At 65.0% G+C, this 25,781-nt stretch carries 21 protein-coding genes; 8 read left to right on the forward strand and 13 right to left on the reverse strand.

All coding sequences use genetic code 11. The features are described from left to right. Positions 1–8: 8 nt before the first annotated feature. The 7 genes from ACP92_RS13595 to ACP92_RS13625 form a co-directional block, all read right to left on the reverse strand. Complete coding sequence (locus ACP92_RS13595) at positions 9–347, reverse strand: zinc ribbon domain-containing protein YjdM (RefSeq protein ID WP_013234692.1); 339 nt, start codon at positions 345–347, stop codon at positions 9–11. Between the two features lie 172 nt (positions 348–519). Further along, entirely contained in the window at positions 520–1,857 is a 1,338-nt protein-coding gene (locus ACP92_RS13600; RefSeq protein WP_013234693.1) for a 4Fe-4S binding protein, read from the reverse strand. A gap of 58 nt (positions 1,858–1,915) precedes the next feature. Continuing rightward, positions 1,916–2,788 carry an FTR1 family iron permease gene (locus ACP92_RS13605; RefSeq protein WP_013234694.1) on the reverse strand — a complete coding sequence of 291 codons (873 nt, stop codon included), beginning with the start codon at positions 2,786–2,788 and terminating at the stop codon, positions 1,916–1,918. A 45-nt stretch (positions 2,789–2,833) separates the two neighbouring features. Then, entirely contained in the window at positions 2,834–3,175 is a 342-nt protein-coding gene (locus tag ACP92_RS13610) for a cupredoxin domain-containing protein (protein ID WP_013234695.1), read from the reverse strand. 127 nt (positions 3,176–3,302) lie between these two features. Continuing rightward, positions 3,303–3,848 carry an iron transporter gene (locus tag ACP92_RS13615; RefSeq protein WP_013234696.1) on the reverse strand — a complete coding sequence of 182 codons (546 nt, stop codon included), beginning with the start codon at positions 3,846–3,848 and terminating at the stop codon, positions 3,303–3,305. Positions 3,849–4,094: 246 nt separating this feature from the next. Continuing rightward, positions 4,095–5,741, reverse strand: coding sequence for a methyl-accepting chemotaxis protein (locus ACP92_RS13620; RefSeq protein WP_013234697.1), 1,647 nt, complete (start codon positions 5,739–5,741; stop codon positions 4,095–4,097). Between the two features lie 55 nt (positions 5,742–5,796). Then, positions 5,797–6,909, reverse strand: a complete 1,113-nt coding sequence (locus ACP92_RS13625; protein WP_013234698.1) for a patatin-like phospholipase family protein — start codon at positions 6,907–6,909, stop codon at positions 5,797–5,799. A gap of 430 nt (positions 6,910–7,339) precedes the next feature. Between ACP92_RS13625 and ACP92_RS13630 the strand changes: the two genes are divergently transcribed. Next, positions 7,340–7,741: a response regulator gene (locus ACP92_RS13630; protein ID WP_231944323.1), complete on the forward strand. Its 402-nt coding sequence runs from the start codon at positions 7,340–7,342 to the stop codon at positions 7,739–7,741. 229 nt (positions 7,742–7,970) lie between these two features. Further along, the gene (locus ACP92_RS13635; RefSeq protein ID WP_013234700.1) at positions 7,971–9,710 is read left to right on the forward strand and encodes a methyl-accepting chemotaxis protein; all 1,740 of its coding nucleotides are present in this window, start codon (positions 7,971–7,973) and stop codon (positions 9,708–9,710) included. A 125-nt stretch (positions 9,711–9,835) separates the two neighbouring features. Here the strand turns inward: ACP92_RS13635 and ACP92_RS13640 are convergent, their stop codons facing one another. The 6 genes from ACP92_RS13640 to ACP92_RS13665 are packed head-to-tail and all read right to left on the reverse strand — an operon-like array spanning position 9,836 to position 18,343. Beyond that, positions 9,836–10,606 carry a S1 family peptidase gene (locus ACP92_RS13640; protein WP_013234701.1) on the reverse strand — a complete coding sequence of 257 codons (771 nt, stop codon included), beginning with the start codon at positions 10,604–10,606 and terminating at the stop codon, positions 9,836–9,838. Beyond that, entirely contained in the window at positions 10,603–11,859 is a 1,257-nt protein-coding gene (locus ACP92_RS13645; RefSeq protein WP_013234702.1) for a pyridoxal-dependent decarboxylase, exosortase A system-associated, read from the reverse strand. Before ACP92_RS13645 ends, ACP92_RS13640 begins: the two co-directional genes overlap by 4 nt. After that, positions 11,849–13,468 carry an acyl-CoA ligase (AMP-forming), exosortase A system-associated gene (locus ACP92_RS13650; RefSeq protein ID WP_013234703.1) on the reverse strand — a complete coding sequence of 540 codons (1,620 nt, stop codon included), beginning with the start codon at positions 13,466–13,468 and terminating at the stop codon, positions 11,849–11,851. Before ACP92_RS13650 ends, ACP92_RS13645 begins: the two co-directional genes overlap by 11 nt. Before the next feature lie 8 nt (positions 13,469–13,476). Continuing rightward, complete coding sequence (gene prsR, locus ACP92_RS13655; protein WP_013234704.1) at positions 13,477–14,829, reverse strand: PEP-CTERM-box response regulator transcription factor; 1,353 nt, start codon at positions 14,827–14,829, stop codon at positions 13,477–13,479. Next, the gene (gene prsK / locus ACP92_RS13660; protein ID WP_013234705.1) at positions 14,826–16,946 is read right to left on the reverse strand and encodes an XrtA/PEP-CTERM system histidine kinase PrsK; all 2,121 of its coding nucleotides are present in this window, start codon (positions 16,944–16,946) and stop codon (positions 14,826–14,828) included. Before prsK ends, prsR begins: the two co-directional genes overlap by 4 nt. An 11-nt stretch (positions 16,947–16,957) precedes the next feature. Beyond that, positions 16,958–18,343 (reverse strand): TIGR03013 family XrtA/PEP-CTERM system glycosyltransferase, encoded by a 1,386-nt coding sequence (locus tag ACP92_RS13665; RefSeq protein WP_013234706.1) that lies wholly within the window; start codon positions 18,341–18,343, stop codon positions 16,958–16,960. A gap of 560 nt (positions 18,344–18,903) precedes the next feature. On the opposite strand from ACP92_RS13665, the gene ACP92_RS13670 reads away from it, so the two are divergent. The 6 genes from ACP92_RS13670 to ACP92_RS13695 all read left to right on the forward strand — a co-directional run bounded on the left by ACP92_RS13670 (position 18,904) and on the right by ACP92_RS13695 (position 25,472). Continuing rightward, complete coding sequence (locus ACP92_RS13670; RefSeq protein ID WP_049788064.1) at positions 18,904–19,527, forward strand: PEP-CTERM sorting domain-containing protein; 624 nt, start codon at positions 18,904–18,906, stop codon at positions 19,525–19,527. Positions 19,528–19,658: 131 nt separating this feature from the next. Next, positions 19,659–20,462 carry a YdcF family protein gene (locus ACP92_RS13675; protein WP_041310858.1) on the forward strand — a complete coding sequence of 268 codons (804 nt, stop codon included), beginning with the start codon at positions 19,659–19,661 and terminating at the stop codon, positions 20,460–20,462. Further along, positions 20,459–21,895 carry a chondroitinase-B domain-containing protein gene (locus tag ACP92_RS13680; protein ID WP_049788065.1) on the forward strand — a complete coding sequence of 479 codons (1,437 nt, stop codon included), beginning with the start codon at positions 20,459–20,461 and terminating at the stop codon, positions 21,893–21,895. The genes ACP92_RS13675 and ACP92_RS13680 overlap by 4 nt, the downstream gene beginning before the upstream one ends. 82 nt (positions 21,896–21,977) lie before the next feature. Then, positions 21,978–23,258 (forward strand): nucleotide sugar dehydrogenase, encoded by a 1,281-nt coding sequence (locus tag ACP92_RS13685; protein ID WP_013234710.1) that lies wholly within the window; start codon positions 21,978–21,980, stop codon positions 23,256–23,258. A gap of 25 nt (positions 23,259–23,283) precedes the next feature. Further along, positions 23,284–24,327 carry an SDR family oxidoreductase gene (locus ACP92_RS13690; RefSeq protein ID WP_013234711.1) on the forward strand — a complete coding sequence of 348 codons (1,044 nt, stop codon included), beginning with the start codon at positions 23,284–23,286 and terminating at the stop codon, positions 24,325–24,327. An 11-nt stretch (positions 24,328–24,338) separates the two neighbouring features. Continuing rightward, complete coding sequence (locus tag ACP92_RS13695; RefSeq protein ID WP_013234712.1) at positions 24,339–25,472, forward strand: GNAT family N-acetyltransferase; 1,134 nt, start codon at positions 24,339–24,341, stop codon at positions 25,470–25,472. Positions 25,473–25,781: the final 309 nt, after the last annotated feature.

The following is a 25,781-nucleotide window of genomic DNA, read 5'->3' on the forward strand; positions in this document are numbered from 1 at the left end:
CCGCCGGATCAGGCCTTGCGCACGAACTCGGTCTTCAGACCCATGGAGCCGAAGCCGTCGATCTTGCAATCGATGTCGTGGTCACCATCGACCAAGCGGATGTTCTTGACCTTGGTGCCCATCTTGACCACGCCACCGCCGCCCTTCAGCTTCAGGTCCTTGATGACGGTCACGGTGTCGCCATCCTGCAGGACGTTGCCGGAAGCATCCCGCCAGACGCGCGCCTGTTCGGCGGCCGGTGCGGCCTGGGCGCTCCATTCATGGGCGCATTCGGGACAGACGTACTGGCCGCCATCCTCATAGGTGTATTCGGACTGGCATTGGGGACAGGCGGGCAAGGTGCTCATGGAAAACTCCGGCAATTAGCGTGAAAAGGCTGCGATTGTACTGCTTCTGCATGCAAGCGCGCCATGATCCTGCTCAGTTTGTGGGCCACCGGAGATAAAAAAACGGCAGGCCGCGTACAGCGCCTGCCGTGGTTCTCGCGCCTGGGCGAATGCGCGACTGGGCGGAACAGCGCTACCAGCCCCAGAACATCAGCCACCAGGCCGTGTTGACCAGGGCCAGGCCGCCCATGAGCGGCAGCATGGCCAGGCACTGCTGCGCCCAGTGACCGGCGTGACGCGCCACCACCTTCCAGCACAGCCACAGGCTCCACAACGTCATGGCCGCCAGCAGCGCGGCGCGCACGTCATTGGCCCAGTACACCGGCAGGTGTTCGGCACGCAAGAGGCTGATCGTGGTGGCCGAGAGGCCGATGAACACGCCGCAACCGGCCAGCGGGATCAGCGCCTGCACCAGATGATTGAAGCGGCCCCACTGCCACTTGCCCAGCAGCCGCGTGGCCAGGGCGAACATCAACGCCACCCCGCTGCCCAGCACCAGGCCGGTGGCCAGGATATAGCCCACCACCATGGCCCCGTCGAGCCAGGTGAACACATCGCTTTGCTGCGGATAATTGGTCAGCAGCCACCAGGGCGCCTGGGTGCCGAAGGGCCACATGATGTCGCGGTCGATCAGCCAGGTGGCGATATCCTGCTTGATGGCGATGAACCAGGGGCTGACCGTCCAGTGGAAGGCGCCGATGGCGATGCCCAGCAGGCCATAGAGCACCAGCGCGCTTTCCCAGAGATTGTTCTCGGTCTTGCCGAACTGCACCACCTCGACTGCCGGCGGTCGGAAGGTCAGCGCGATGGCGTCGCGGTGACCGCTGCAACGGCCGCACATGTGGCAGTCCGACGCGCCCTTCATGTTGCGCAGCGGCACCAGCGGCGCGCAATTGATGGGGATGATCTTGTGCTCGGGATGATAGGAGGCGCGCCAGGCGTCTTCGTTGACCTTGTAGTGCAGCGGTGCCAGCTTGGCCAGCAGGCCGAAGACCCCATTGACCGGGCAGAGGTACTTGCACCAGACGCGCTTGTCGCGCCCGTAGAGGTAGCCGATGATGATGGCGCCCACCGTCGAGCCGCCCAGCACCAGCAGCACCGCCTTGGGGTACTGGTAGACGCTGACCATCTGGCCATAGATGGTGGTGAGGGCAAAGGCCACGAAGGGCCAGCCGCCCCAGCGCACCCACCTGGGAATGGCGCGGCCGCGTCCGTGCTTGCTGGCGAACTCGGTGAGCGCGCCTTCCGGGCAGAGCACCCCGCACCACACCCGTCCCATGAGCACCATGCTCACCAGCACGAAGGGCCACCAGATGCCCCAGAAGGCGAACTGGGCGATCAGGGTCAGGTTGGACCACAGATGGGCCGTCTCATCGGGCAGCGGGAGGAACACCGGTACCAGGATCAGCAAGGCGTACACCGCCACCACGATCCATTGCAGGGAGCGGATGAAGGCGCCATGGCGGCGCATCCATTCTCCGGTACGCGAGAGCAGAGTCGGCGATTGCGTACAGGTCGTCATCAGGTCGTCAGACTGCTTCTTGCCTCTTGGGCTGAGGCTGGGGTTTTCGATAGAGGGCCGAGCATACCACAGCCCAATAGAGCGCATAGACGATCACCGACAGCAGCGCCGGACGGGCGCGGTAGCCGGTCAGCGTGGAGACCAGGCTGCCCAGCGTGGTGGAGTCGTCCAGCAGCATGGAGGTATCCCAGACGGGCGCCGTCAGGGTCATGGTCCAGTCGGCCGAGGCCAGCATGTCGGAGCTTTCCAGCAGCACGTCGAAGAGCTTTTCCACGCCCGTGACCAAGAGGCCCGACGCCAGCAACAGCAGGATCACTTCGGTGACCTGGAAGAAGCGCCGCCAGGAGAAGATCTTGCCGCCCAGCTGCAGCAGGTAGAAGGTCAGGAAGGCCAGGCCAAAGCCGATCACTCCGGCCAGCACCAGCGAGGCGGTGCTGGCGTCCTGCTGGCCCAGGCCGATGCCGTAGAGGAACACCGCCGTCTCGCTGCCTTCGCGCGCGATGGCCAGCATCACCAGCACGAACACGCCCCACCAGTTGCCACTGTCATAGCTGGCCTGCATGGAGCTTTCCATTTCCTTCTTCAGGGTGCGGCCGTGCTTGCGCATCCAGAACACCATCTGCACGATCAGCACCGCCGCAATGAGGACGATGGCGATCTGGAAGTAGGTCTGGGCGTCGCCCGAGAGCAGTTCCGAAAAGCCCAGCAGCGCCGCGCCCAGCGCTGCGGCCAGCACCACGCCGGCGACCACGCCGCCCCACAGGTAGGGCAGGCCGCGCCGTGCCGCAACGTCGCCATTCTTCAGCCAGGCATAGAGGATGCCGACCACCAGAAGCGCCTCGACGCTTTCGCGCCAGACGATGAACATGACCTGTCCCATGAAACCCTTCCCTTGCTAGAAACCGGACTTCCGCCGCACCGCCTGTTACTTGGCGACGATCACGCCTTGCGGCATGTTGAGGTGGAAGTCATCGAAAAACTTGTATTCGCCCGGACGTAGCGGGGCGATCACCACGAAGGACTGCGCCCCGGGGGCCAGCACCTTTTCCTTGCGCAGTTCCACACTTTCAAACTCGGCGGCGGACTTGCCGATGTTGTGCACTTCGATCTTGATGCGCTGCCCGGCCGGCACTTCGATGCGCGGCGGGATCAGCTTGCCGTCCTGCATCTCCAGCTTGAAGGTCGGCAGCTCTGACGCCGGGGCCTGCGCCGCAGCGCCCATGAGAGCGGCGGCCAGCAGGGCCAGGCGGACTGTTCTTGCGATCATGGAGACTCCGGAATATCAAAAACGGGAACCGGCTGCACCGACAAGGCGGTGAGCCGGCGTCATTCACAGTGTTGAACAGCGGCGAACCACAGCTCAGACGGCCAGCCCTGACGGGCCAGCGCCAGGCTTAGTAGCCGCCCTTCTTGCCGATGCCGGCGAAGGTGAAGTCGTAGTTCAGCTCGAAGGTCTTGAACCACGGACCCACGCCGGTTTCCTTGTCGACGTGGCGACCGAAGTGGGCGTGTTCATTGGCCTGCGGCGAGGAGATGGTCAGCTTGAGCTTGTACTTGCCCGGGCCTTCCAGCTTGACGTTGTCGCCATAGTGCGGACCGTCATTGGCCACCATGGGCATCATGTCGCCCTTGATGGACTTGGTCGAACCGACCTTGGTCAGTTCGTACTTGATGGCCAGGTAGGGCATCCAGTCGCCTTCGGCAAAGCCGTTGGGGTTCTTGGCCACGGCGCGGATGTCGGCTTCCAGGTGGATATCGGACTCTTCGGCCTTGCGCATCATGCCGTCCGGTTCCATCTTCACCGGCTGCAGGTAGACGGCGTTGACTTCGAAGCCGTTCTGGATCTGCGGCTTGCCGATCGGATATTCAGCGGCGGAGGCCATCCCGGCGGCACACAAGGTCAGTGCGACGGCGGCGGCGAGTTTCTTGATACCCATCATTGCTTGTTCTCCTGAGGTCGGTTGAATCAAATTCGAGGCTCATCCGAGTCAACATCGACTCAAATGATAATGATTAGCATTAAGTATATCACTCTTTGAGCGACCCGGTATGACCAGTTTGTGGCGCACGGCGCCCTGCCTTGCCACCGGCCAGCGCCAGGACGAAAAAAAACCGCCCGGCATGCACCGGGCGGTCGGATGATACGAAGCAGCAAAAAGACGCAGCAGAAAGCGCGGCTGGGAAGCTCAGAACTCTTCCAGCGCCGGCTCTGCCTGCCGCGCCGCCGGGCTCGCCGGCAGACGCGCCGCACTGGCAGGCGCCTGGATGACGGGAATGCTGCCATTGAGGCGGCCCTCCAGCTTGAACACCGCGACCACGCTTTCCAGCGTCTCGGCCTGCTGCTGCAGGGCATGGGCCGCCGCCGCAGCCTCTTCCACCAGGGCGGCGTTCTGCTGCGTGCCCTGGTCCATCTGCGCGATGGCCTGGTTGACCTGCGAGATACCGGCGCTCTGCTCTTCGCTGGCGTTGGCGATGTCACCGACGATGACGGTCACGCGCTGCACGCTGTCGACGATGTCGCTCATGGTCGTGCCGGCCTGTTCCACCAGCTTGCTGCCGCTGCCCACCTTGCTCACGGAATCATCGATGAGCTCCTTGATCTCCTTGGCGGCCGCTGCCGACCGCTGCGCCAGCGAGCGCACTTCCGACGCCACCACGGCAAAGCCACGACCCTGCTCGCCAGCACGGGCCGCTTCGACGGCGGCGTTCAAGGCCAGGATGTTGGTCTGGAAGGCGATGCCGTCGATCACCGCGATGATGTCGACGATCTTGCGCGAGGATTCATTGATGGAATTCATGGTATCGACCACCTGGCGCACCACATCCCCGCCCTGCGAGGCGATGTGCGAGGCCGACTGCGCCAGCTCGTTGGCCTGGCGCGCATTCTGGGTGTTCTGGAGCACCACCGAGGTCAGCTGTTCCAGGCTGGAGGCGCTTTCTTCCAGCGCCGCAGCCTGTTGCTCGGTGCGCGCCGACAGGTCGGCATTGCCAGCGGCGATCTGACGCGCCGCCACCGTCACCGAATCGGTCGAGGTGCGGGTGGTGGCGACCACATCGACGATGCGCGCCAGCAGCTTGTTGAAGGCCGCGGCGGTGCGGCCGATCTCGTCCATGCGCTCCACCGGCACCGGGCGCGACAGGTCCAGGGTCTGGCTGACGTGTTCGAAGGTATGCTGGATCTTGCCCAGGCTACGGATCACGCTGCGCACGACCTGCAGGCCCAGCAGACCGGTCAGCAGCACCGCCACCACCACCACGGCGATCATGGTGCGCAGGGCGAAGGCATAGGCCTCGTCGCTTTCCTGCTTGATGGTGTCGATCATCTTGCGACCGATCAGGATGTGGTCCTCGAAGCCCTTCTTGGCAGCCGCCGCCGAGATCGCCAGGGGCGTGCCGGCCTGCAGGGTGGCGCGCACGCCATCCATGTCATTGGCGTAGGCGGCGGCGAAGAACGGCACCAGGGCCTTGCGGTAGGCTTCGATGTTGGCCTTGTCGGCCTGGATCAGGGCGCGGTCCTTTTCATCGAAGATCAGGTCGCGCTCGTAGTGGGCGAACTCTTCATCGAGCAGCTTGTTGGCCGTATCCACGGCCTTTTGCAGGCCGCTCTTGTCGGACAGGTTGGCGAACACCGACAGGCGATAGCCGGCCAGGCGCGAATCGGCCAGGTAGCCCTTGAGCAGGTTCAGGCTGTCCATGCCCGGGATGATGCGGTTCTGGATCAGCTCCAGGCGCTGCTGGGCGCGCTGCAGCTGCCAGAGGCCATCGGCGCCAACGAACAGCAGCGCCAGCAGGGCTGTCGAGAGAGTAATGATGAGGCGCTTGGTAATGGTCATGATTGAACATCCATGAAAAGGAATGGAAAGGACGGCAGCACCGCTGGCCGCCGGGCTAGGCGGCCAGGGCCGTGGCGCGCTGGGGATCGAGCACGTCGCCATGCTCGCGGCAGAAGGCCACGCCGGCGCGGTAGCCGACGTCGAACAGCAACTGCATGTTGGAGGACGACCAGTCCAGCACCTGCGGCCAGTGCGACTCCGGCACGCCCTCCATGAGGTCGACCTTGAGCACCTGGCGGCGCGGCTTGCCGGTGGCAGCGTCGGTGTTGTGCTCCAGCTCGAAGAGGCGTTGCTCGGCCTTGGAGATCTTCACCAGCGGCGTGATGATGGAGCGCACCCAGGCATCGTAGAGATTGCGGGGCTTACGGATGAGCCGGTCCTCGCCCAGGATGTCCAGCACCACCAGGGTATCGACATCGCCGGCCGGGGCCGGGCTGCCGTCTTCACCAGCGATGAAGGGCGTGAAGTTGAGCGTATCCAGGGCCGCGCCTTCAATGTAGTGCTCGCCGTCGATCTCGGTGGGCGCATACAGGAAAGGGAAGGACAGCGAGGCCCGCACATGGGCCGGCGTGATCTGGTCCTTGTTCCAGATCTGCATGCGATGGCGATCGATGTTGTAGGCGTTGATGTAGAACTCCGGGCGCATGGCCGGCACCGCCGTGAAATCGATGGACTGCTCCAGGAAAGGCAGGTGCGCGCACAGGCCCAGGCTGCCCGAATGCAGATCCGAAGGCGACAGCGCCGACATCAGCAGATGCATCCAGTCGTTCCACTTGGCCGACGCATCGGCGAAATGGCGCGTGAACATATCGGTGAAGGCATGCGCGCCCAACCCCGGCAGCTGCTGCATCTGCGCCAGCATGGACTCGCGGTAGCTCTCGGCCTGGGCGCCGGGCTTCTTGAAGACCTTGTAATTGACCGGAAAGAGCTTGTAGATGCTGTCGGCCACCCCGACTTCGGCCCACTTCATCAGCGCCTCGCGCGGCCCGACATCGCGCGGAGCGGTGTAGAGCAAGCCCATCAGCACCCCGGCCCCCGAGGCCGAGATGACATCGAACTCGATTCCTTCGGCCAGGAATGCGGCCAGCGCACCGGCGATGAGTGTCGAATTGGGGGCGCCGCCCCCGATGACCAGCGCCTTTTTCTTGCGTCCTGGCGATATTCCCATTGATAACCCCTTGTATTCGCATTGTCTGCGCCGCTTCGTGGGCGGCGTTGTGGCGTCGGACGGTGCTCCGCCGACGTAACTCTTGCGTACGTCAGGAATATAGCCCACCAGCAACTTTTCTATGTTGCAGTGCGCGATTTTATTCCCGCATAACAGGCATTCACAAATTTAATGAGCCCCCGCACATCCGCCATAGCGCTGCGATCCTGACATAAACTGACCTGTTGAGCTGCGCGTGTAATGTTCACGTAAGCTCACTGCTTTATTGCGACGCAACATGAGCAAGCCGCACAGGCGCCCGGCAGCGGGCGCAATTAGCAATGGCTTTCTCTAGGTCGCTATGTCACACTTGCCGCACCTACAAGCGGATCATCCGAAAAAAACCACGCATCGTCTTGTCATTGCCAGCATGTCCCGCCCCAGCATATTGATGGTTGATCCCAGTCCGGAGTCGGTTGAGCTGGCGCGTTTCGGGCTATGGCGCAACAAGCTGGACTGCGCCTTCGGCTGGTTCGAGGATGCCGAGGGAGCGGCCCAGTCGCTGTTCAACCCGCAAGCCAGAGCCCATCCTGCCGACCTGCCCTGCCTGATCCTGCTGGAACCGCGCCTGCCGCGCATGGAGGGGCTGGAGCTGTTGCACATGCTGCGCGCCCATGCCCACACCCGGGCGCTGCCGGTAGTCATGTTCGCCACCTCCCAGGATGACGCCGACGCCGCCCGCGCCCGCGCCGCCGGCGCCAACGACTACCTGGTCAAGCCGGTGGACGCCCGCGCCTTCATGGAACTGGTCAGCCAGACCGTGCGCCGCTGGCTGCCGGGCGCAACGCCCTGAACTGGCCGGCGCAAGCGTAGCGCCCTGCCTGTCCTCCCACCCTTCTCATCTCTCCGCTCCCCTCGCCCCTCATCCGTTGCATACCGGGAAAATCCTGATATTTCTTCACAACGCTCTTTCTTACACTCCAGATAACACTCGCTAAGAGCGCCCCGGCGCGGGCGCAGAGGATTTGATCAGGATGGAGGCGACCGGCCCGCCGGGAGCAGATGTCAACAAGGAGAGCAACATGAAATGGTTCTACGACCTCAGGATTTCCCGCAAGCTGATCACCACCTTCCTGGTGGTGGTGGCCATGGTGGCGGCGCTGGGCGTGTTTTCGATCCGCCAGCTGGATCAGGTCAACAGCGCCTCCACCGAGATCTCCACCAACTGGCTGCCCAGCATCCGCACCCTGGCCCGGCTGCAGTTGGCCATGTCGCGGCTGCGCAGCTTCGAGCTGCAGCACATCCTGGCCAAGGACGCCAAAGAGTACGAAGAAGTCGAGCGCGGCATGCAGGTCCAGATGAACAACCTGAAAACCGCCCAGGCCGAATACGTGACGCAGATTTCCGAGCCTGAGGAAAAGGCGATCTATCCCGAAGTCGAGAAGCTCATCGCTACCTTCGTCTCGGAACATGACAAGATCATCGCGTTGTCACGCCAGGGCAAGGACGAAGAAGCCCGCAACCTGCAACGCGGCGAATCCACCAAGGCCTATCGCACCTCTCTGCAACAGATCGACAAGCTCGCCGCTGTCAACGACAAGGGCGCCGACATCTCCAACAAACAGGCCGACGCCATCTATGCCCAGGCCCGACTGTGGATCATCGTCACGGTGGCGGCCTGCATCGGTCTGGCCATGTTGCTGGCGGTGTGGGTCTCGCGCCTGATCGCGCGGCCGCTGGAAGAGGCCGTATCGGTGGCGCAGCGCGTGGCCGGCGGTGACCTCACCACCCGCATCGAACCGGCCGGCAAGGATGAGACCGGCCAGCTGCTGGTCGCCCTCAAGAGCATGAATGACAGCCTGGTGGGCATCGTCGGGCAGGTCCGCATGGGCACCCAGACCATCACCACCGCCTCCACCGAAATCGCCTCGGGCAACCTGGACCTGTCCTCGCGCACCGAAGAGCAAGCCAGCTCCCTGGAAGAAACCGCCTCGGCCATGGAAGAACTGACGTCCACCGTAAAGCAGAACGCCGACAACGCCCGCCAGGCCAACCAGTTGGCCGTCTCGGCCTCGGAAGTGGCCAGCCAGGGCGGCGCGGTGGTCAACCAGGTGGTCGACACCATGGGCAGCATCAATGCCTCCTCGCGCAAGATTGCCGACATCATCGGCGTCATCGATGGCATTGCATTCCAGACCAACATCCTGGCCCTGAACGCTGCGGTGGAAGCCGCGCGCGCCGGTGAACAGGGACGCGGTTTCGCCGTGGTGGCCTCGGAAGTGCGCTCGCTGGCGCAGCGCTCGGCCGGTGCGGCCAAGGAGATCAAGGAACTCATCGAAGGATCGGTGGCCCAGGTGGACATGGGCAGCAAGCTGGTCGAGCGCGCCGGCATCACCATGAGCGAAGTGGTGCAAAGCGTACGCCGGGTCACCGACATCGTCGGCGAGATCAGTTCGGCCAGCCAGGAGCAGAGCGAAGGGATCGAGCAAGTCAACCTGGCCATCGCGCAAATGGATGAAGTCACCCAGCAGAACGCCGCCCTGGTGGAAGAAGCCGCCGCCGCCGCCCAGTCCTTGCAGGAACAGGCGGAAACCCTGACCCAGACGGTCGGCTTCTTCAAGCTGGAGCAGCAACCAGACGAGCCAGCGTCGCGCCCACCTGTGCGCGCCGCCAGCGTGGCCCGCACAGCCGCAGTGCGTCACGCGCCGGCAACGCGACCTGCTGCCACCCTTGCTGCCTCGGCGGCCCCGGCCAAGCCGGCGTCCGGATCGCGCTTGCCGGGCGGTGCGGCAGAGGACGGCGGCTCCTGGGAACAGTTCTGAGGCAAGTCTGGTCTGGCCTGACCAAGGCAAAGGGCGCATCCTCGGATGCGCCCTTTCTGCTTTGATCGCAGCCAGGGCACCGCTTGCGACACTGTCAAATTTTCCGACAGTCCCTCTCTTCCCGCTCAGCGTCCCGTCATCAACTGCTGCACGAACTTGGCGGGAATGGCATAGGTGATGCCGCTGGGAGCGCTGATGGCCGATTCCTTGGTGGCGTTGAGCACCTTGTTGATCACGCCCAGCACCACCCCGCTCTCGGGGTCGTACAACGGGCTGCCGCTGAAGCCCGGATAGGCCGTGCCATCGAGCTGGAAGACCGGGTAGGCGCTGCGCTGCAACTGCACGATGGCCTTGGCGTCCAGGCTGCGCGCATTGGGCGCGGGCGTGGCCACGACGGTGATGGCGGAGATCATTGCGCGATGCGTGACCGGATGAAAGCCCAGGATGGCCGTCAAGGGAAACCCGGTAAAGGCCAGCATCTGCCCTTCCCTGGCGCTGTCCGAATCACCTACCCGCAGCGCCGGCTCGGGCGCGCCGCTCAGGCGCAGCAGGGCCAGGTCATGCAGCCTGTCCATCACCAGCAGCGCAGCCTCGCGCGCCTCCACATTGGCGCCGCGCGCCACCAGCACGCGCAGGTTGTCCTTGCTGTCCTTGCGCTCCTCGCCGCTGGCCGCCGCCACCACGTGGGCATTGGTGACCACCGTGAGCCCGTCACCGACCACGAAGCCCGTTCCCACGAAACTCACCGCCGGACTGCGCATGGCCTGGTAGCTGCCGACACCGACGATGGCAGGCTTGATCGCGGCGATGGTCTGCACCAGGTCAGCAGCCCCGGCGCGGCCCGCGCCCAGGCAGTACAGGACCAGCAGCGCCAGCAATGGGTTCAGCAGCCTCATACCAGCACCTCAGCGGGCGCCGGATGCCCGAGGAAGGCAGTCGGACTGGCGCTCAGGCCATAGGCGCCCGACTGGAACACCACCACCAGGTCGCCCACCGCCGCCGCCGGCAACAGCATCTGCGCGGCCAGCACATCGAGCGGCGTACACAGGGGACCGACCACCGAGACCCGCTCGGTCGTCCCTCCACCCGAGCGCTGCGGCTGCTGCGGCACGATGGTGACCGGATAGTTCTTGCGGATCACCTGGCCGAAATTGCCGGAAGCCGCCAGATGATGATGCAAGCCGCCATCGACCACCAGGAACACCTCTCCCCGCGACTGCTTGCGATCGATCACGCGGCTGACATAGAGGCCGGCCTCGCCCACCAGATAACGCCCCATCTCCATGACCACCCGCAGCTGCGGATGGAGCGCGCGCAGACGCGGCAGCCACTGCGCCAGATGCGCGCCGATGGGGGCGATCTCCAGCGCCCGCTCACCGGGGAAATACGGTATGCCGAAGCCGCCGCCGATATTGAGCACACGCAGCGACAGCCCCGCCTCGCCGGCCAGTTGCAAGGCCAGTTCGAAACTGCTGGACTGGGCCGCCATGATGGCCTGGGCGTCCAGGCTCTGCGAGCCGCAGAAGATCTGCAGTCCCGCCACCTGCACGCCCTGCCCCGCCAACCACCGCAGCAGCGCCGGTGCGGCTTCGGCATCCACACCAAAGGGCTTGGCCCCCCCGCCCATGCGCATGCCCGAGGACTTCAGTTCGAAAGGCGGATTGATGCGCAGGGTGACGCCAGGGCGCACACCGAGCTCCTGCGCCAGCGCCGCTACCGCCTCGGCCTCGCGTTCGGATTCCACGTGCAGCATGACCCCGGCCGCCAGCGCGCGCCGCAGCTCGGCCAGGGACTTGCCCGGTCCGGTGAAGCTGATGTGCTGCACTGGCATGGGCGTATCCAGCGCGGTCGCGAGTTCGCCGCCCGAGGCCACGTCAAAGCCATCGACCAGTTGCGCCATCGCCTGTACCAACGCCGGCATGGGATTGGCCTTGATCGAATAATGCAGCGCCAGCTCCGCCGGCAGATGGGCGCGCAGATGCGCTACCCGCGCCCTCAGCAAGGCGCGGTCATAGACGTAGAACGGGGTCGCGCCCACCCGCAAGGCCAGCCGGTCCAGCGGCATGCCGCCCACGTGCAGCATGCCGTCCACGATGGGGAAGGCGGTCTGCTCGGCGTGGAGCGGTTTCTGGCGTGGGTCAGCGTGCATGGTCGGCTTTCATGAAATGATCTGCCAGGGTCTGCTGCATCAGCTTGCGATCCAGCTTGCCATTGGGCGAACGCGGCAACTCGCCGGGCCAGCGGTGCAGCGCGGCCGGCAACATGTAGGACGGCAGATGGGCGCGGCAGGCCTGCTGCACGGCCTCCAGGCTGGCCGTGCAGGAGGACGGCACCACCGCCACCACCGCCTGCCCCTGCTGCGGATGGGCCACGCCGACCACGGCGAACTGGTCCGCCAGGCCGGTGGCGTGCAGCACCTCTTCGACCTCGTGCGGGCTGATCCGGTAGCCGGAGACCTTGATCATGTCGTCCGCCCGTCCGACGAAGTAGAGATAGCCCTGCTCATCCATGCGCACCGAATCGCCCGACCACACCGCCAGTTCCGGCGTGCCCAGCGCCGCCTCGCGCCCCGGCGCGGGACGGAAGCGTTCCGCCGTCCTGGCCGGATCATTCCAGTAGCCTTGCGCCACCAGCGCGCCGCGATGCACCAGCTCGCCCACCTCGCCGGGCGCACAAGGGCTGCCGTCGGGACGCACCACCATGATCTCGGCATTGGGAATGGCGCGCCCGATGGAATCGGGACGACGATCCAGTTCCGCCGGCGGCAGGTAGGTCGAGCGGAACGCTTCGGTCAGGCCATACATCAGGAACACCTGGGCCTGTGGCAAGGCGCGGCGCAACTGCGCCAGGACGCTGCGCGGCAAGGCCCCGCCGGAATTGGTGAGATAGCGCAGACTGCATCCTTGCGGCCACGGCAGGCCGGCCAGCTGCTGCCACAGCGGCGGCACGCCGGCCAGGCCGGTGATGCCCTCGCTGGCCACTGCATGGAGGATGTCGCGCGGCGCCAGGTAGTTCAAGAGCGTCACCGACGCGCCGCTCAGGAAGGCCGTGCTCAGCTGGCTCAGGCCATAGTCGAAGCTCAGTGGCAGCACCGCCAGCAGGCGGTCCTGCGGATGATTGCCCAGGTAGCCGGCCACGCTCTGCGCACCCGCCACCAGATTGCGATGCGACAGCACCACGCCCTTGGGCTGGCCAGTGCTGCCGGAGGTATAGAGGATGGCGGCGATATCGGCATCGATGCGGCGATGGGCGCGCCGGCTGCCTGGTCCCGGCGCAGCCTGCAGGAAGGCGTTCCAGTCCAGCGTGGCCAGCCTGCCCAATGGGGCCGGTGGGGCCGGTGTGGCCGGCGCAGCTGCGGCGGCATCGACCAGCACCACCGTCTGCAAGGCCGGGCATTGGCTGAGCCGATCCGCCAGCGCTGGGTGGCGTGGTTCCGAGCTCACCAGTACCCGCACGGCGCAATCCTGCAGGATGTGGCTGACCTGGGCCGGTTTCAGCAAGGGATTGATCGGCACAAAGACCAGCCCGGCAGCCGCAGCACCGAAGAGCGCCAGCACCGTCTCCATGCGTTTTTCCAGGTACACCGCCACGCGCTCGCCCGGCCCCAGGCCCAGCGCCAGCAAGGCCGCCGCCACCTGCTCCACGCCCGCGGCCAGGCCGGCGTAGTCCAGCTGCTGGCCGCGATAGCGCAAGGCCGTCGCCTGGGGCCGCGCCTGCGCGCTGGCCAAGAGGGTGTCGTGGATGAGCGTAGGCGTCACGGGCAGGCCTACTTGATTTCGTGCCGGCTCATCAGGTCATACAGCGTCGGACGGCTCACGCCCAGCAGTTCGGCGGCCTTGAGGATATTGCCATCCATGCGCGTGAGCGCCTTGACCACCGCCTTGCGCTCGGCTTCGTCGCGCACCTGGCGCAGGTTCAGCGGTTCGGCCTCGCGGCCTTCCACCGACAAGCCCAGGTCCTCGGCCGTGATCTGCTGGCCATCGGCCATGATGACGGCGCGCATGACGCAGTTTTCCATCTCCCGCACATTGCCCGGCCATTCATAGCGTTCGATCGCCGCCACTGCGTCCTGGCTCAGGTGCAGCGTGGCGCGCCCTTCCTTGGCGCAGAACTTCTGGACGAAATGACGCGCCAGCAGGACCGCGTCGCCATGCCGCTCCTTCAGCGCCGGGATCTTGATGATGATCTCGCACAGGCGGTAATACAGGTCTTCACGGAAGCCGCCCGAGGCGGTCAGTTCCTTGAGGTTCTGGTGAGTGGCGCAGATGACCCGCACATCCACCGGGATTTCAGTGTGGCCGCCGACCCGCTCGATCACCCGCTCCTGCAGGAAGCGCAGCAGCTTGGCCTGCAAGGGCATGGGCAAGTCGCCCACTTCATCGAGGAAGAAGGTGCCGCCATGGGCCAGTTCGACCTTGCCGATGGTCTGCTTGGCCGCGCCGGTGAAGGCGCCCTTCTCGTAGCCGAACAGCTCGCTCTCCAGCAAGTTCTCGGGAATGGCCGCGCAGTTGATGGCCATGAAGCGGCGCCCACTGCGGGGACTGAGCTGATGCAGCGCGCGCGCCAGCACTTCCTTTCCGGTGCCGCTGCTGCCCAGCAGCATCACCGAGGCCGATGAGGGTGCGACCTTTTCGATGCTGCGACACACCGCGAGCATGCCGGCGTCGCGCGTGATCAGGCCGCCCAGGGCGGTATGGCCGCCGGCCTGCTGCATGCGCTGGTTTTCGCGCTGCAGCGCGTGCAGGTAGAAGGCGCGCTGCACCACCAGGCGCAGGGTCTCGTCAATGCATGGCTTCTGATGAAAATCGTAGGCGCCCATGCTGATAGCCTTGACCGCATGGGCGTGGTCCTGATTGCCGGTGAGCATGATGACCTTGGTATCGGGCGCCAGCGCCAGCACCTGCTGCAGCGTGGCGAAACCTTCGCTGGCGCCGTCGGGATCAGGCGGCAGGCCCAGGTCCATCGTCACGACCGCCGGCTCATGCCGGCGCACCATGGCCAGCGCGCTTTCGCGGTCACCTGCGACCAGCACTTCATAGGCGTCCAGGCTCCAGCGCAATTGCTTTTGCAGGCCCGGATCATCTTCCACGATCAACAGTTTCGGCTTGTTTTCACTCACGGATTTTCCTCTAGCAGTTGCGGGGCGGCGTGCGCCGCTGACACGTGCAATGGCAGCCGCATGCCCATGCGGGTGCCGGCCCCTTCGGTACTCTGGACCTGCAGCTCCCCTCCCAGCAGGTGCAGGTATTCTCGGCTTTCGAACACACCGATGCCCATGCCGGCCGACTTGGTCGTCTCGAAGGGCTTGAACAGGCGTTCGCGGATGAATTGCTCGCTCATCCCGTGGCCGTTGTCGATGATCTCCACCAGCGCCTGCTCGCCCACGCGATCCAGCCGCACATCGACCTGGCCAGTCACCGGCGCGACCGCCTCCAGCGCGTTTTGCACCAGGTGGCCGATGACGCGCTCCAGGCGCTCCACATCGGCCGTCACCTGCAGCCCGCTGGCCGCCACGATCAGGCGCGCCGCCGGGCCGAAGCCAGCCTTGGCGTGCAGGATGCGCTGCAACAGCGGCTCCAGCGCGATGACTTCATTGCGTTCGGCCGAGTCCTTGCGACTGAGCTTGTGCAACAGCAGACGCATCTTCTGCACGGAAAAATCAACGGTATCGATCATGTCGCGCTGGAACTCGGGATTGTCCTTGTGCCGCTCGGCATTGGCCATCAGCAGCGAAAGCTGCGCGACCAGGTTCTTGAGGTCATGCACCACGAAGGTGGACATGCGGTTGAAGGACTCGAACTGGCGCGCCACCATCAGATCGGTGGCGACCTGGTGCTGGGCCAGGAAGCTGCCGGCCTGGCGGCCGGCGATCTTGAGCAGGTCCGTGACTTCCCAGTTCAGCTTGATCGGACTGCGCGACTGCGCCAGCAGCACGAAGCCGAACAGCGCCCCCTGCACATGCAGCGGCACCACCAGCCAGCCGCGCGGCACCTCGCGCAGCCAGGCCGGCAGCACCAGATGGTCGTAGTGGGCAGGATGCTCGCGATGCTGGACCAGATCGATGACCCATTGCTTCTCGCCCAGGTAGCGCAGCAGTTCGGCATTGGCGGCATCGGGCTGGGCCGCCACCGCCATGTTCCAGCGCGCCACCGTCTCGATGCCCTCGGCGCGCACCACGAAAGCCGCCCCGGCCGGACTTTCCACCAGTCGCGCCATGGCCTCCACCACGCGCCTTTCCAGGTCCGGCCCCTTGGCCGAGAGCGAACCGGTGAAGGCCAGCCAGACCTCGCGGTAGTCGTAGTTGTAATGGTAGAAGTGCTTGCTGATGAACACCCGCAGGCGCGAGCGAACCCCACCCGAGAACAGCGCCCCCAGCAACAGCACCAGCGCCGCGCACAGGAAGGCCAGTTGCGCCACGGTCCCCCAACTGCCGCCGAAGAGCCGCACGTAGTAACCGGTGGAGGCCATGACCAGCAGATAGGCAGCGCTGCCGAACAGCGCCGCCGAATGGAACAGCACCTGGCGCGACACCTTCAAGCCCAGCGACCAGCGCGGATTGCGCAGCGCCGAGATGGCGATCAGCGGCACCGCCAGCGCATTGACGAAGCCACGCGCGGCCCAGGTGTCGGGACTGAAATGGCGGAACAGCAGCGCATCGCTGTAGAGATAGAAGTCATAGGCGAACATCAGTCCCATGCCCAGGCAGGCGAACTTGATGCCCCAGCGCTGCGTATCGATGGTATTGCGATAGAGCTGCTCGATCAGGAACAGGCCGAGGATGGCCGAGGTCGTGCGCAGCAGCGTCATCGCCGTGAACTCGCCCGCCTGCAACGGATAGCCATAGCGCCAAGATACGGCCAGGGTGCAGGCCAGCTGCAGCCCATAGAAGGCCGCCACCAGGACCAGCCAGCGATCGGCATGCGGCACCGTGCGCCGCCCCTCCCTACCCTTGCCGCCATCACGGCCAAAGGCGCCGATGAGCAGCAGGATGAACAGGTCCCAGGCCAGATTGCGCGCGCCTTCCAGCAAGGCAGCCGCCATCGGCCAGTTGGCTGGCGCCCACAGCGGCAGCGCCAGCAGCAAGGCCCACAGCGCATTGACCGCGCAGATCGCGCCCAGCACCACCCGCCGTGGCTGACCATGATGGCGCACGAACAGGAATGCGCCGAAGAGCGCAAAGGTCAGCGACGCCACCAGGTAACTCACCAGCGCCACTTCCATCAACATACCGAACATGGGCCAGGGTCCTAGGTGCCAGCGCCGAAGATGACCACGCTCAGGGTGTCGATGAGGATCAGGACATCCAGGAACAGGCTGTTGTTCTTGACGTAGTAGAGGTCGTACTGCAGCTTCTGGACCGCGTCATCCTTGGAAGCGCCGTACTTGTAGCGCACCTGCGCCCACCCCGTGATGCCCGGCTTGACGCAGTGGCGCACGTTGTAGAAGGTAATCTCGCGGGCGAACTGCTCGACGAAATAGGGACGCTCCGGGCGCGGGCCGACAAAGCTCATGTCGCCGCGCAGGACGTTGAACAGTTGCGGCAGCTCGTCGATGCGGTACTTGCGCATCACATTGCCCACGCGGGTGATGCGCGGGTCGCCCGAGGAGGCCCACTGGGGCGTGCCGGCCTTCTCGGCGTCCACCCGCATGCTGCGGAACTTGAGGACCATGAAGTGCTCGTTGTTCTTGCCCACGCGCTCCTGGCGATACAGGACGGGGCCACGGTCTTCCAGCCAGATGCAGATGGCCGCACCCAGCATCAGCGGCGAGAGCAGCGGCAGCATGATGCAACTGGTGATGAGGTCGAAGCTGCGCTTGAAGAAGGTGCGCAGCAGGCTCTGGTCGAAGCCGCTGCCGAACACCAGCCAGCTGGGATGCAGCGAGTCGAGCCGGATCTGGCAAGCCTCGCGTTCGAAGAAGCCGGCGGCATCGGTCACGCGCACGCCCTTCATCTTGCACTCCAGCAGTTCCTGGATGCGCAGCGCCCCGCCGCGCCGGTTCTGCACCGCCACCACGATCTCTTCAGCCTTGTATTTGCGGGCGGTCTCCAGGAGGCTGCCGGCCGGCTCCACCAGCATGGCCAGGGTGCTGTCCTCGCCGGCCACGGGAATGGTGCCGACGATGTTGTACTTGTGGTTGCGCAGGTTCTGGTGCGAGGTTTCCATGCAGTCGCGCACCAGCTCGCTGCTGCCCAGGAACAGGATGGGCGAAGCCAGCATGGGCGAATTGACCAGGCGGAAGAAGATCGTGCGCACGCACAGGATGCCCAGCGCCGACAACAGCAGCACGATCACCAGCAGCACGCGCCCCAGCGACAGTTCCGGCGCGGCGTAGAACACCACCATCATCACCAGCAGCGCGATGCCGAAGGAAGGCATCAGGCGCAGCAGCGTGGCGCGCAGGTTTTCATCGATATTGCGCTGGTACATCCCCACCGCGCTCATGCCCAGCAGGATGGACAGCGCGGTCACCCCCACCGGCGCCCAGAACTGGCGAAAATCACTCAGGTATTCCGGCTTGCCCATGAAACGCAGGTTCACCCCCAGGTAACCTGCGGCGAACAACACGCCCAGCTCAATGAACAGCAAGACCGCCACTATCTTCGAGACATAGTGGTTCGAGATTCTAAACATTGGTTCCCCCGCCTTTGCAGACTCGTCGCTGCCGCGCAGAACCGAACGGTCCACGCGGACGGTCCGCCCCGCCCCCGGGGCCGCTCTGGCGACAACACTTTCCCTCCGACACCCCTGGATGTCATGTGAATACCATGTGAATTTTTTAAGCGGATTTTGACAGGTGTCAAACATCCGTGGCGTCCCGGCCAGCCATTCACAGCGCTGAAGAATGAGCTTTTTTGGTCAAAATTGCAACATTATTCCAAAGATTTTTTTTCGTTTCCAGACAGCATGAATCGGCTTCTATCCCTTTGCTGGCGCGCTCTCCAAGAATCACGGAAAAGTTGCCTGACGCCACATCGGGATAGCAGCACCGCCTGTTTCCGCCGCGAAAGGCGAAATAACGATGACGCAGGGAAATGTTTTCCAGTGTCGGAAAAATTTACAGTCTCTTTAAAATTTTATTCGTCGAAAAACGCAAGCGCTTGAAATCTAAGTTCTTTTATCGGTGGGCACAGGAATTGCTATATCGACAACGAATGCATCGTTCACCTGTTCAACGACCTCGGAGTCTTGCCATGAAAAAATTCCTGCTCGCCGCCTTGTTTCTGGCCGCCAACATCAGCACCGGTCAAGCCAATGCGACCACGCTGAACTCCACCTTGAACGTGGACAACACCTTCCGCCTCTACCTCAGCACCAGCAACAACACCCTGGGCACGCTGGTGGGCAGCGGCAACGACTGGCCGACCACCTACAGCTTCAGCAGCGCGCTGACCGCAGGCGTGACCAACTTCCTGCACATCGTGGCGACCAACGAGGGCGGCCCTGGCGGCCTGCTGGGCGCCTTCACGCTGTCGGATGGCAACTTCAAGTTCGCCAACGGCACCCAGACCCTGCTCTCCGGTGACGCCGGTCTCACGCAGAACCTCACCGGCGTGGGCGCACCCGGCAACGCCACCGTCAATGAAGGCGCCAATGGCGTGGGCCCCTGGGGCGGTCGCAGCGGCTATGGTTCGCTGTCGCCGCAATGGGTCTGGAACTACTACAGCAACAACGGCGACGACTTCAACACCGTCTATTTCTCGGCCTCCATCCTCTCCACCCACGCCGTGCCGGAGCCGGGCTCGATCGCCCTGATGGGCCTGGGCCTCTTGGCGCTGCTGGGCTGGCGCAAGCGCAAGCAAGCCTCGGGCTTCTGATGCAAGACAGGCGCAAGCGCATCGTGCTTGCGCCTGCTCACTGCATCAAGCCATGTCAGCCATTGCACCGATGACTTGCCCACTATGAATTGCTCCAGGACCCGCCCTAGCCCTCCTGCCGATCGCCGCCCATGAGTTTGACGATGTGGATGTCGATGTTGGCCAGGACGCTGTTGCTGCCGCCCCTGAACCTGCTGCTATTGATCGCAGCGGGTTTTTTGCTTTGGCGTCGGCCTGCTCCTATCGGACATATCGGGCAGGTCATGGTCGCCCTGGGCGTAGCGCTGCTGACGCTGATCTGCATGCCGGCAGTGGCTGACCTGATGGTGCGCCCGCTGGAACAAGGCTATCCGGTGCTGTCGGCCGAGGCCGCGCGCCAAGCCCAGGCCATCGTCGTGCTGGCTGCCGGCAGCCTGGACCAGGCGCCGGAATACGAGGGCCGCGACCAGCCCGATTACGTGGCCCTGGCGCGCCTGCGCTACGCCGCCCGGCTGCAGCACCAGACCGGCCTGCCCGTGCTGGTCAGCGGCGGCAATGCCCGCGAGGAAACGCCTGAACAGAACAAGGCGCTGGCCATGGCCGAGGCGCTGCGCGAGGACTTCCGCACCCCGGTGCGCTGGATCGAGGGTGGCTCCGAGAACACGGAAGAGAACGCCCTGCGTTCCGCCGCCCTGCTGCGCGCCGATGGCGTGCAGCGCGTGCTGCTGGTCACCGACGCCATGCACATGCCGCGCGCCATGCTGGCCTTCGCACAGGCCGGCCTGGTTCCCACGGCAGCACCCACGGCCTTCTTCAGCTTGCCGCGCTGGCGCTGGCCGGCGCTGCTGCCCAGCGCCGAAGGCCTGCGCCGCAGCTGGTACGCCAGCTACGAATGGCTGGGCCTGGGCTGGTATCGCCTGCGCGCAGGCCAGGCAATGAGGTCGCCCACACCATGAACCGATTTTTCCGACCTTCCAGGATCGCGCTGGCCCTGCTGCTGATCATGCTGCTGGCCGTGGGCGCAGGCGTATCGCTGCTGGAACGCTTGAACATCCCGCCACGCCAGCTCGCCCCCTACCTGGAACACCGCGCTGCAGGCCATCAACCCGCCATCACCGCACTGGCTGCACAAGTTGCGGCGCAGCTGCAGCACGCCGACCGGGGCCCGCGCAGCAGCCCGTCGGCCGCGACGCTGGACGCTCTCATCATCGGTGCGCAAGCCACGCCCGCCAGCACGGCGTCGGCCAGCGTGGTAGAGGTGGCCAGCGTGGCCGAACTGAACCAGGCGCTGACCCAGGCCGCGCCCGGACAAGCCATCACGCTGCGACCCGGGCGCTATCGCATCGACCGCCCCCTCGGCCTGCACCAGTCCGGCAGCGCCGAGCTGCCCATCGTGCTGCGCGCCGCGCAGCCAGGGACGGTGGTCCTGGAGATCAATACCGCCGAAGGCCTGCGCATCGATGCGCCCTGGTGGCGGGTGGAAAACCTGGTCATCCAGGGCGTCTGCCCGACCCAGCACTTCTGCGAACACGCCTTGCACATCGTAGGCCGGGCGGCGCACTTCACGGCGCGCAACAATCGCATCGTCGATTTCAACGCGCACTTCAAGATCAACGGCGACGCCGGCCAATTCCCCGATGACGGCGTCATCGAAAACAATACCCTGACCAACACCGCCCCGCGCCAGACGCTGGGCCCGGTCACGCCCATCGACCTGGTGGCCGCCAGCGGCTGGCGCATCGCGCACAACCAGATCACTGACTTCATCAAGGCCGGGGGTGACCGCATCAGCTACGGCGCCTTCGTCAAGGGCGGCGGCAGCCGCAACCGCATTGAACAGAACCTGGTGCTGTGCGAGCAGAAGCTGCTGGGCCAGGGTGGCCAGCAGGTCGGCCTCTCGCTGGGCGGCGGCGGCACCGGCCCGGCCTATTGCCGCGACCGCCGTTGCATCACCGAACAGGATGGCGGCGTGATCGCCGGCAATCTCATTGCCGCCTGCTCCGACGACGGCGTCTACCTCAATCGCGCCGCAGCCAGCCAGATTTTCCACAACACCTTGATCGATACCGCCGGCGTCACGGTGCGCTTCCCGGAAAGCAGCGCCGACGTCGAAGGCAACCTGGTCGATGGCGTCGTGCGCAGCCGTGACGAGGGTCTGCTGCGCAGCACCGACAACAGCACCACCGCCGTGACCAGGCTGTACCTGGGCAGCCATCCGGTGCGCGACCTGTTCCAGGAACCGGCCACGCTGGCGCTGGGCTGGAGGACGCCAGCACCGCTGCGCCAGGCATTGGCCGCGCCGGTGCCGGACCTGTGCGGCGCGGTGCGCAGCACGCAAGCGTCCTACGGGGCGTTCGAGGATTTCGCTGCCTGCCGCAGGCGGCCTTGATGAGGCGCGACGGGGGTCGCGCCGTGAGGAAGGACGGGCAGAACCGGCCCGCTCATTTGCATTTATTTTGGGGGATGGAATCATGAGTATCGTTGCAGTCGTGGGCTTGGGCTATGTCGGCTTGCCGCTGGCCGTGGAGTTTGGCAAGAAGCGCGCTACCGTCGGCTTCGACCTGTCCAGGAGCAAGATCGAGAACTACCGCAGGTTCGTCGATCCCACCGGGGAAGTGAGCAGCGCGGAACTGCGCGCGGCCAGCCAGCTGACGGTCAGCACCGACCCGGCCATCCTGGCCGACGCCGACTACATCGTGGTGGCGGTCCCGACGCCCGTCGATGAGGCCCACAACCCTGACTTCGGTCCCCTCGCCGGCGCCAGCCAGACCGTGGGCAAGCACATGAAGCGCGGCGCCATCGTGGTGTTCGAGTCCACCGTCTATCCCGGCGCTACCGAAGAGGTCTGCGTGCCGCTGCTGGAAAAGTACTCCGGCCTGAAGTGGCGCGACGACTTCCACGTCGGCTTCTCGCCCGAGCGCATCAACCCGGGCGACAAGCAGCACACCCTGACCAACATCCTCAAGATCGTCTCGGGCGACGACGCCGACACCCTCGAACGCATCGCCCAGCTCTACGAATCCATCATCACCGCCGGCGTGCACCGTGCCTCCAGCATCAAGGTGGCCGAGGCGGCCAAGGTGATCGAGAACACCCAGCGCGATCTCAACATCGCGCTGATGAACGAACTCTCCATCATCTTCGACAAGATCGGCATCGATACCCTGGAAGTGCTGCAGGCGGCCGGCACCAAGTGGAACTTCCTGCCCTTCCGTCCCGGCCTGGTGGGTGGCCACTGCATCGGCGTCGATCCTTACTACCTGACCCACAAAGCCGAGATGCTGGGCTATCACCCGCAGGTGATCCTGGCCGGTCGCCGCATCAACGACGGCATGGCCAAGTTCGTGGCCGAGAAGACGGTCAAGTCGATGATCGCCGCCGGCTTCCCCATCAAGGGTTCCAAGGTCAACGTGCTGGGCCTGACCTTCAAGGAGAATTGCCCCGACCTGCGCAACTCCAAGGTGGTCGACATCGTCACCGAGCTGCAATCCTACGGCGTCGAGGTGCACGTGCACGACCCGGTGGCAGCCGGCGTGGATGCCGAGCACGAATATGGCATCGCCCTGGAGAACTGGTCCGACCTGCCGCGCGCCGACGCCGTCATCGCCGCCGTCTCGCACCGCGAGCTGCTGGCGCGGCCGCTGGCGGAGCTGCAAAGCAAGCTCAAGGACGGCGCCTGCTTCATCGACGTCAAGTCGGCCTTCGACCAGCCGGCGCTGGAGCAGGCCGGCTATAGCGTCTGGCGTCTGTAATGCGCAGCCTCACACGACAAGCAAGATGACACGATACGACACGCTCTGCGAGCAACTGCCCCAGCATCCCAAGCGCTGGCTCATCACCGGCGTGGCCGGCTTCATCGGCTCCAACCTGCTGGCGCGCCTGCTCACGCTGGGCCAGCAGGTGACCGGCCTGGACAACTTCAGCACCGGCCGCCAGGCCAACCTGGAGGAGGTGCGCGCCGAAGTGGGCGCGGCCGCCTGGGCCAACTTCCGCTTCATCGAAGGCGATATCTGCGATGCCGCTACCTGCCTGCGCGCCTGCGACGGCGCCGACTATGTGCTGCACCAGGCGGCGCTGGGTTCGGTGTCGCGCTCCATCGAAGATCCGGTGCGCACCAACCTGAACAACGTCAACGGTTTCCTCAACATGCTGGTGGCCGCGCGCGATGCGGGCGTGGCGCGCTTCGTCTATGCCGCCTCCAGTTCCACCTATGGCGACCATCCCGGCCTGCCCAAGGTGGAAGAGGTGATCGGCAAGCCGCTCTCGCCCTATGCCGTGACCAAGTATGTCAATGAACTGTACGCCGAGGTCTTTGCCCGCTGCTATGGCATGGAGAGCATCGGCCTGCGCTACTTCAACGTCTTCGGCCGCCGCCAGGACCCGCACGGCGCCTATGCCGCGGTGATCCCGCAATGGGTGACGGCGATGATCCGCAATGGCGAACTGCGCATCAATGGCGATGGCCAGACCAGCCGCGATTTCTGCTACATCGACAATGTCGTGCAAGCCAACCTGCTGGCCGCCACCGCCGGCGAGGAAGCGGTCAACCAGGTCTACAACGTGGCCCTGAACGACCGCACCAGTCTCAACGATTTGTACGCGATGATGCGCGAACTGCTGGTGCAGCGCTTCCCGCATCTGCAAGAGCACCGGCCCAGCTATGTGGGATTTCGCGCCGGCGACATCCGCGACTCCCAGGCCGACATCGGCAAGGCGCGCCAGCGCCTGGGCTATGCGCCTACCCATCGCCTGCGCGCCGGGCTGGAGCAGGCCATGTCCTGGTACATCGATCACCTGGGCAGCACTGCCTGCAACACCTGAGGCGATCAAGCATGGACGGCCTGCAGCGCTACGACAGCTTCGCGACCATGCCAGCAGAGACGCTGGCGGTCTTCGAACGCGCGGCGCAATCGGCTGACTTCTTCCTCTCGCCGGCCTGGCTGCGCTACCTGGCCCAGTCCACCCTGGCGCAACAGGGCCGTTTGCGGCTCTATTGCCTGTACCGCGACGGCGCCCCGCGCATCCTGCTGCCGCTGATGCAGCAAGAACAGGCGCGCGCAGGACGACGGCTGGCCTCGCCGTCCAACTATTATTCGGCCCTGGCCGGTCCCTTGATGGTGGCCCCGGCCATCGATGGCCATGCCTTGGGCGGGATGATCGCGGCCATCGCCGCCGAGCGTCCGCGCTGGGACCGCATCGACCTGCGCCCGCTGGCGCCCGAGGCGGTCTGCTTCCAGCAGCTGCAGCGTGGGCTGGACGACAGCGGCCTGGCGGTGCAGCCCTACTTCTGCTTCGGCAACTGGTATCTGGACGTCGCCGGGCGCAGCTATGCCCAATACCATGCGGGCCTGCCCTCGCGCCTGCGCAATACGCTGGCGCGCAAGATCCCGCAATTGCGCGCCAGCGGCCAGGTGGAACTGGAAATCGTGCAGGACGGCGCGGCGCTGGAGCGCGCCATCGCTGATTACCAGAGCGTCTACCTGGCCAGCTGGAAGAAGCCCGAGCCCTATCCCGATTTCATGCCTGGCTTGATACGCCTGTGCGCGGAACTGGGCAAGCTGCGTCTGGGCGTGGTGCGTATCGATGGCCAGCCGGTGGCGGCGCAGGTATGGATCGTCCACCACGGCGTGGCCGCCATCTACAAGCTGGCCTATGACGCAAGAGTGGCTGCGCTCTCAGTGGGCTCGGTGCTCACCGCCGCCTTGATGGAACACGTCATCGATATCGACCGCGTGCGCCAGGTGGACTATCTGATGGGCGACGATCGCTACAAGCAGGACTGGATGTCGCACCGTCGCGAACGCTGGGGATTGATGGCCTTTAATCTAAGTACATTGGATGGTCTGTCAGGCTATGCGCGGCATGTCGGCGGACGACTGTTCCGGCGCCTGGAAAGAGGCCTTCCCGAGGGCTTGCGATCCGGCAATACTTTCCAGTTCTGGCGCGGCTTTGCGGGGAGAAAGTGATGGCAGGAAACAGTGTAAATTTTCGCTGAATTTATTGCCTTTCCCGCACTAAAAACAGGAGCCGGGATGGTATGATTTCGGCATTGTCAAAAATGCACTATTAGTTAGTAAACGTAGGGACTTCCGAACAGGGAATTCGGAAGCAACGACAGGAAGAAACGACAGGGAAATACGGCAGGGGGAAATCGTTTGGGGGCCGCCGGGGGGCGGCAGGAAAACATCACTGATCCACAGACTGGCCTGATCGGTCGCTCCTCAGAGCGCGCCGGCAGGCGCATGCATGGGCGCGCCGCGGGCCGCCGGGTCAAT

The sequence above is a fragment of the Herbaspirillum seropedicae genome (genome assembly GCF_001040945.1).
Taxonomy (GTDB): Bacteria; Pseudomonadota; Gammaproteobacteria; order Burkholderiales; family Burkholderiaceae_D; genus Herbaspirillum; species Herbaspirillum seropedicae.

Coding starts and splice junctions, on each gene's coding strand:
- ACP92_RS13595 (WP_013234692.1), bottom strand. CDS start 347: ATGAGCACCTTGCCCGCCTGTCCCCAATGCCAGTCCGAATACACCTAT.
- ACP92_RS13600 (WP_013234693.1), bottom strand. CDS start 1,857: ATGCGCCGCCATGGCGCCTTCATCCGCTCCCTGCAATGGATCGTGGTG.
- ACP92_RS13605 (WP_013234694.1), bottom strand. CDS start 2,788: ATGGGACAGGTCATGTTCATCGTCTGGCGCGAAAGCGTCGAGGCGCTT.
- ACP92_RS13610 (WP_013234695.1), bottom strand. CDS start 3,175: ATGATCGCAAGAACAGTCCGCCTGGCCCTGCTGGCCGCCGCTCTCATG.
- ACP92_RS13615 (WP_013234696.1), bottom strand. CDS start 3,848: ATGATGGGTATCAAGAAACTCGCCGCCGCCGTCGCACTGACCTTGTGT.
- ACP92_RS13620 (WP_013234697.1), bottom strand. CDS start 5,741: ATGACCATTACCAAGCGCCTCATCATTACTCTCTCGACAGCCCTGCTG.
- ACP92_RS13625 (WP_013234698.1), bottom strand. CDS start 6,909: ATGGGAATATCGCCAGGACGCAAGAAAAAGGCGCTGGTCATCGGGGGC.
- ACP92_RS13630 (WP_231944323.1), top strand. CDS start 7,340: ATGGTTGATCCCAGTCCGGAGTCGGTTGAGCTGGCGCGTTTCGGGCTA.
- ACP92_RS13635 (WP_013234700.1), top strand. CDS start 7,971: ATGAAATGGTTCTACGACCTCAGGATTTCCCGCAAGCTGATCACCACC.
- ACP92_RS13640 (WP_013234701.1), bottom strand. CDS start 10,606: ATGAGGCTGCTGAACCCATTGCTGGCGCTGCTGGTCCTGTACTGCCTG.
- ACP92_RS13645 (WP_013234702.1), bottom strand. CDS start 11,859: ATGCACGCTGACCCACGCCAGAAACCGCTCCACGCCGAGCAGACCGCC.
- prsK (WP_013234705.1), bottom strand. CDS start 16,946: ATGTTCGGTATGTTGATGGAAGTGGCGCTGGTGAGTTACCTGGTGGCG.
- ACP92_RS13665 (WP_013234706.1), bottom strand. CDS start 18,343: ATGTTTAGAATCTCGAACCACTATGTCTCGAAGATAGTGGCGGTCTTG.
- ACP92_RS13670 (WP_049788064.1), top strand. CDS start 18,904: ATGAAAAAATTCCTGCTCGCCGCCTTGTTTCTGGCCGCCAACATCAGC.
- ACP92_RS13675 (WP_041310858.1), top strand. CDS start 19,659: ATGAGTTTGACGATGTGGATGTCGATGTTGGCCAGGACGCTGTTGCTG.
- ACP92_RS13680 (WP_049788065.1), top strand. CDS start 20,459: ATGAACCGATTTTTCCGACCTTCCAGGATCGCGCTGGCCCTGCTGCTG.
- ACP92_RS13685 (WP_013234710.1), top strand. CDS start 21,978: ATGAGTATCGTTGCAGTCGTGGGCTTGGGCTATGTCGGCTTGCCGCTG.
- ACP92_RS13690 (WP_013234711.1), top strand. CDS start 23,284: ATGACACGATACGACACGCTCTGCGAGCAACTGCCCCAGCATCCCAAG.
- ACP92_RS13695 (WP_013234712.1), top strand. CDS start 24,339: ATGGACGGCCTGCAGCGCTACGACAGCTTCGCGACCATGCCAGCAGAG.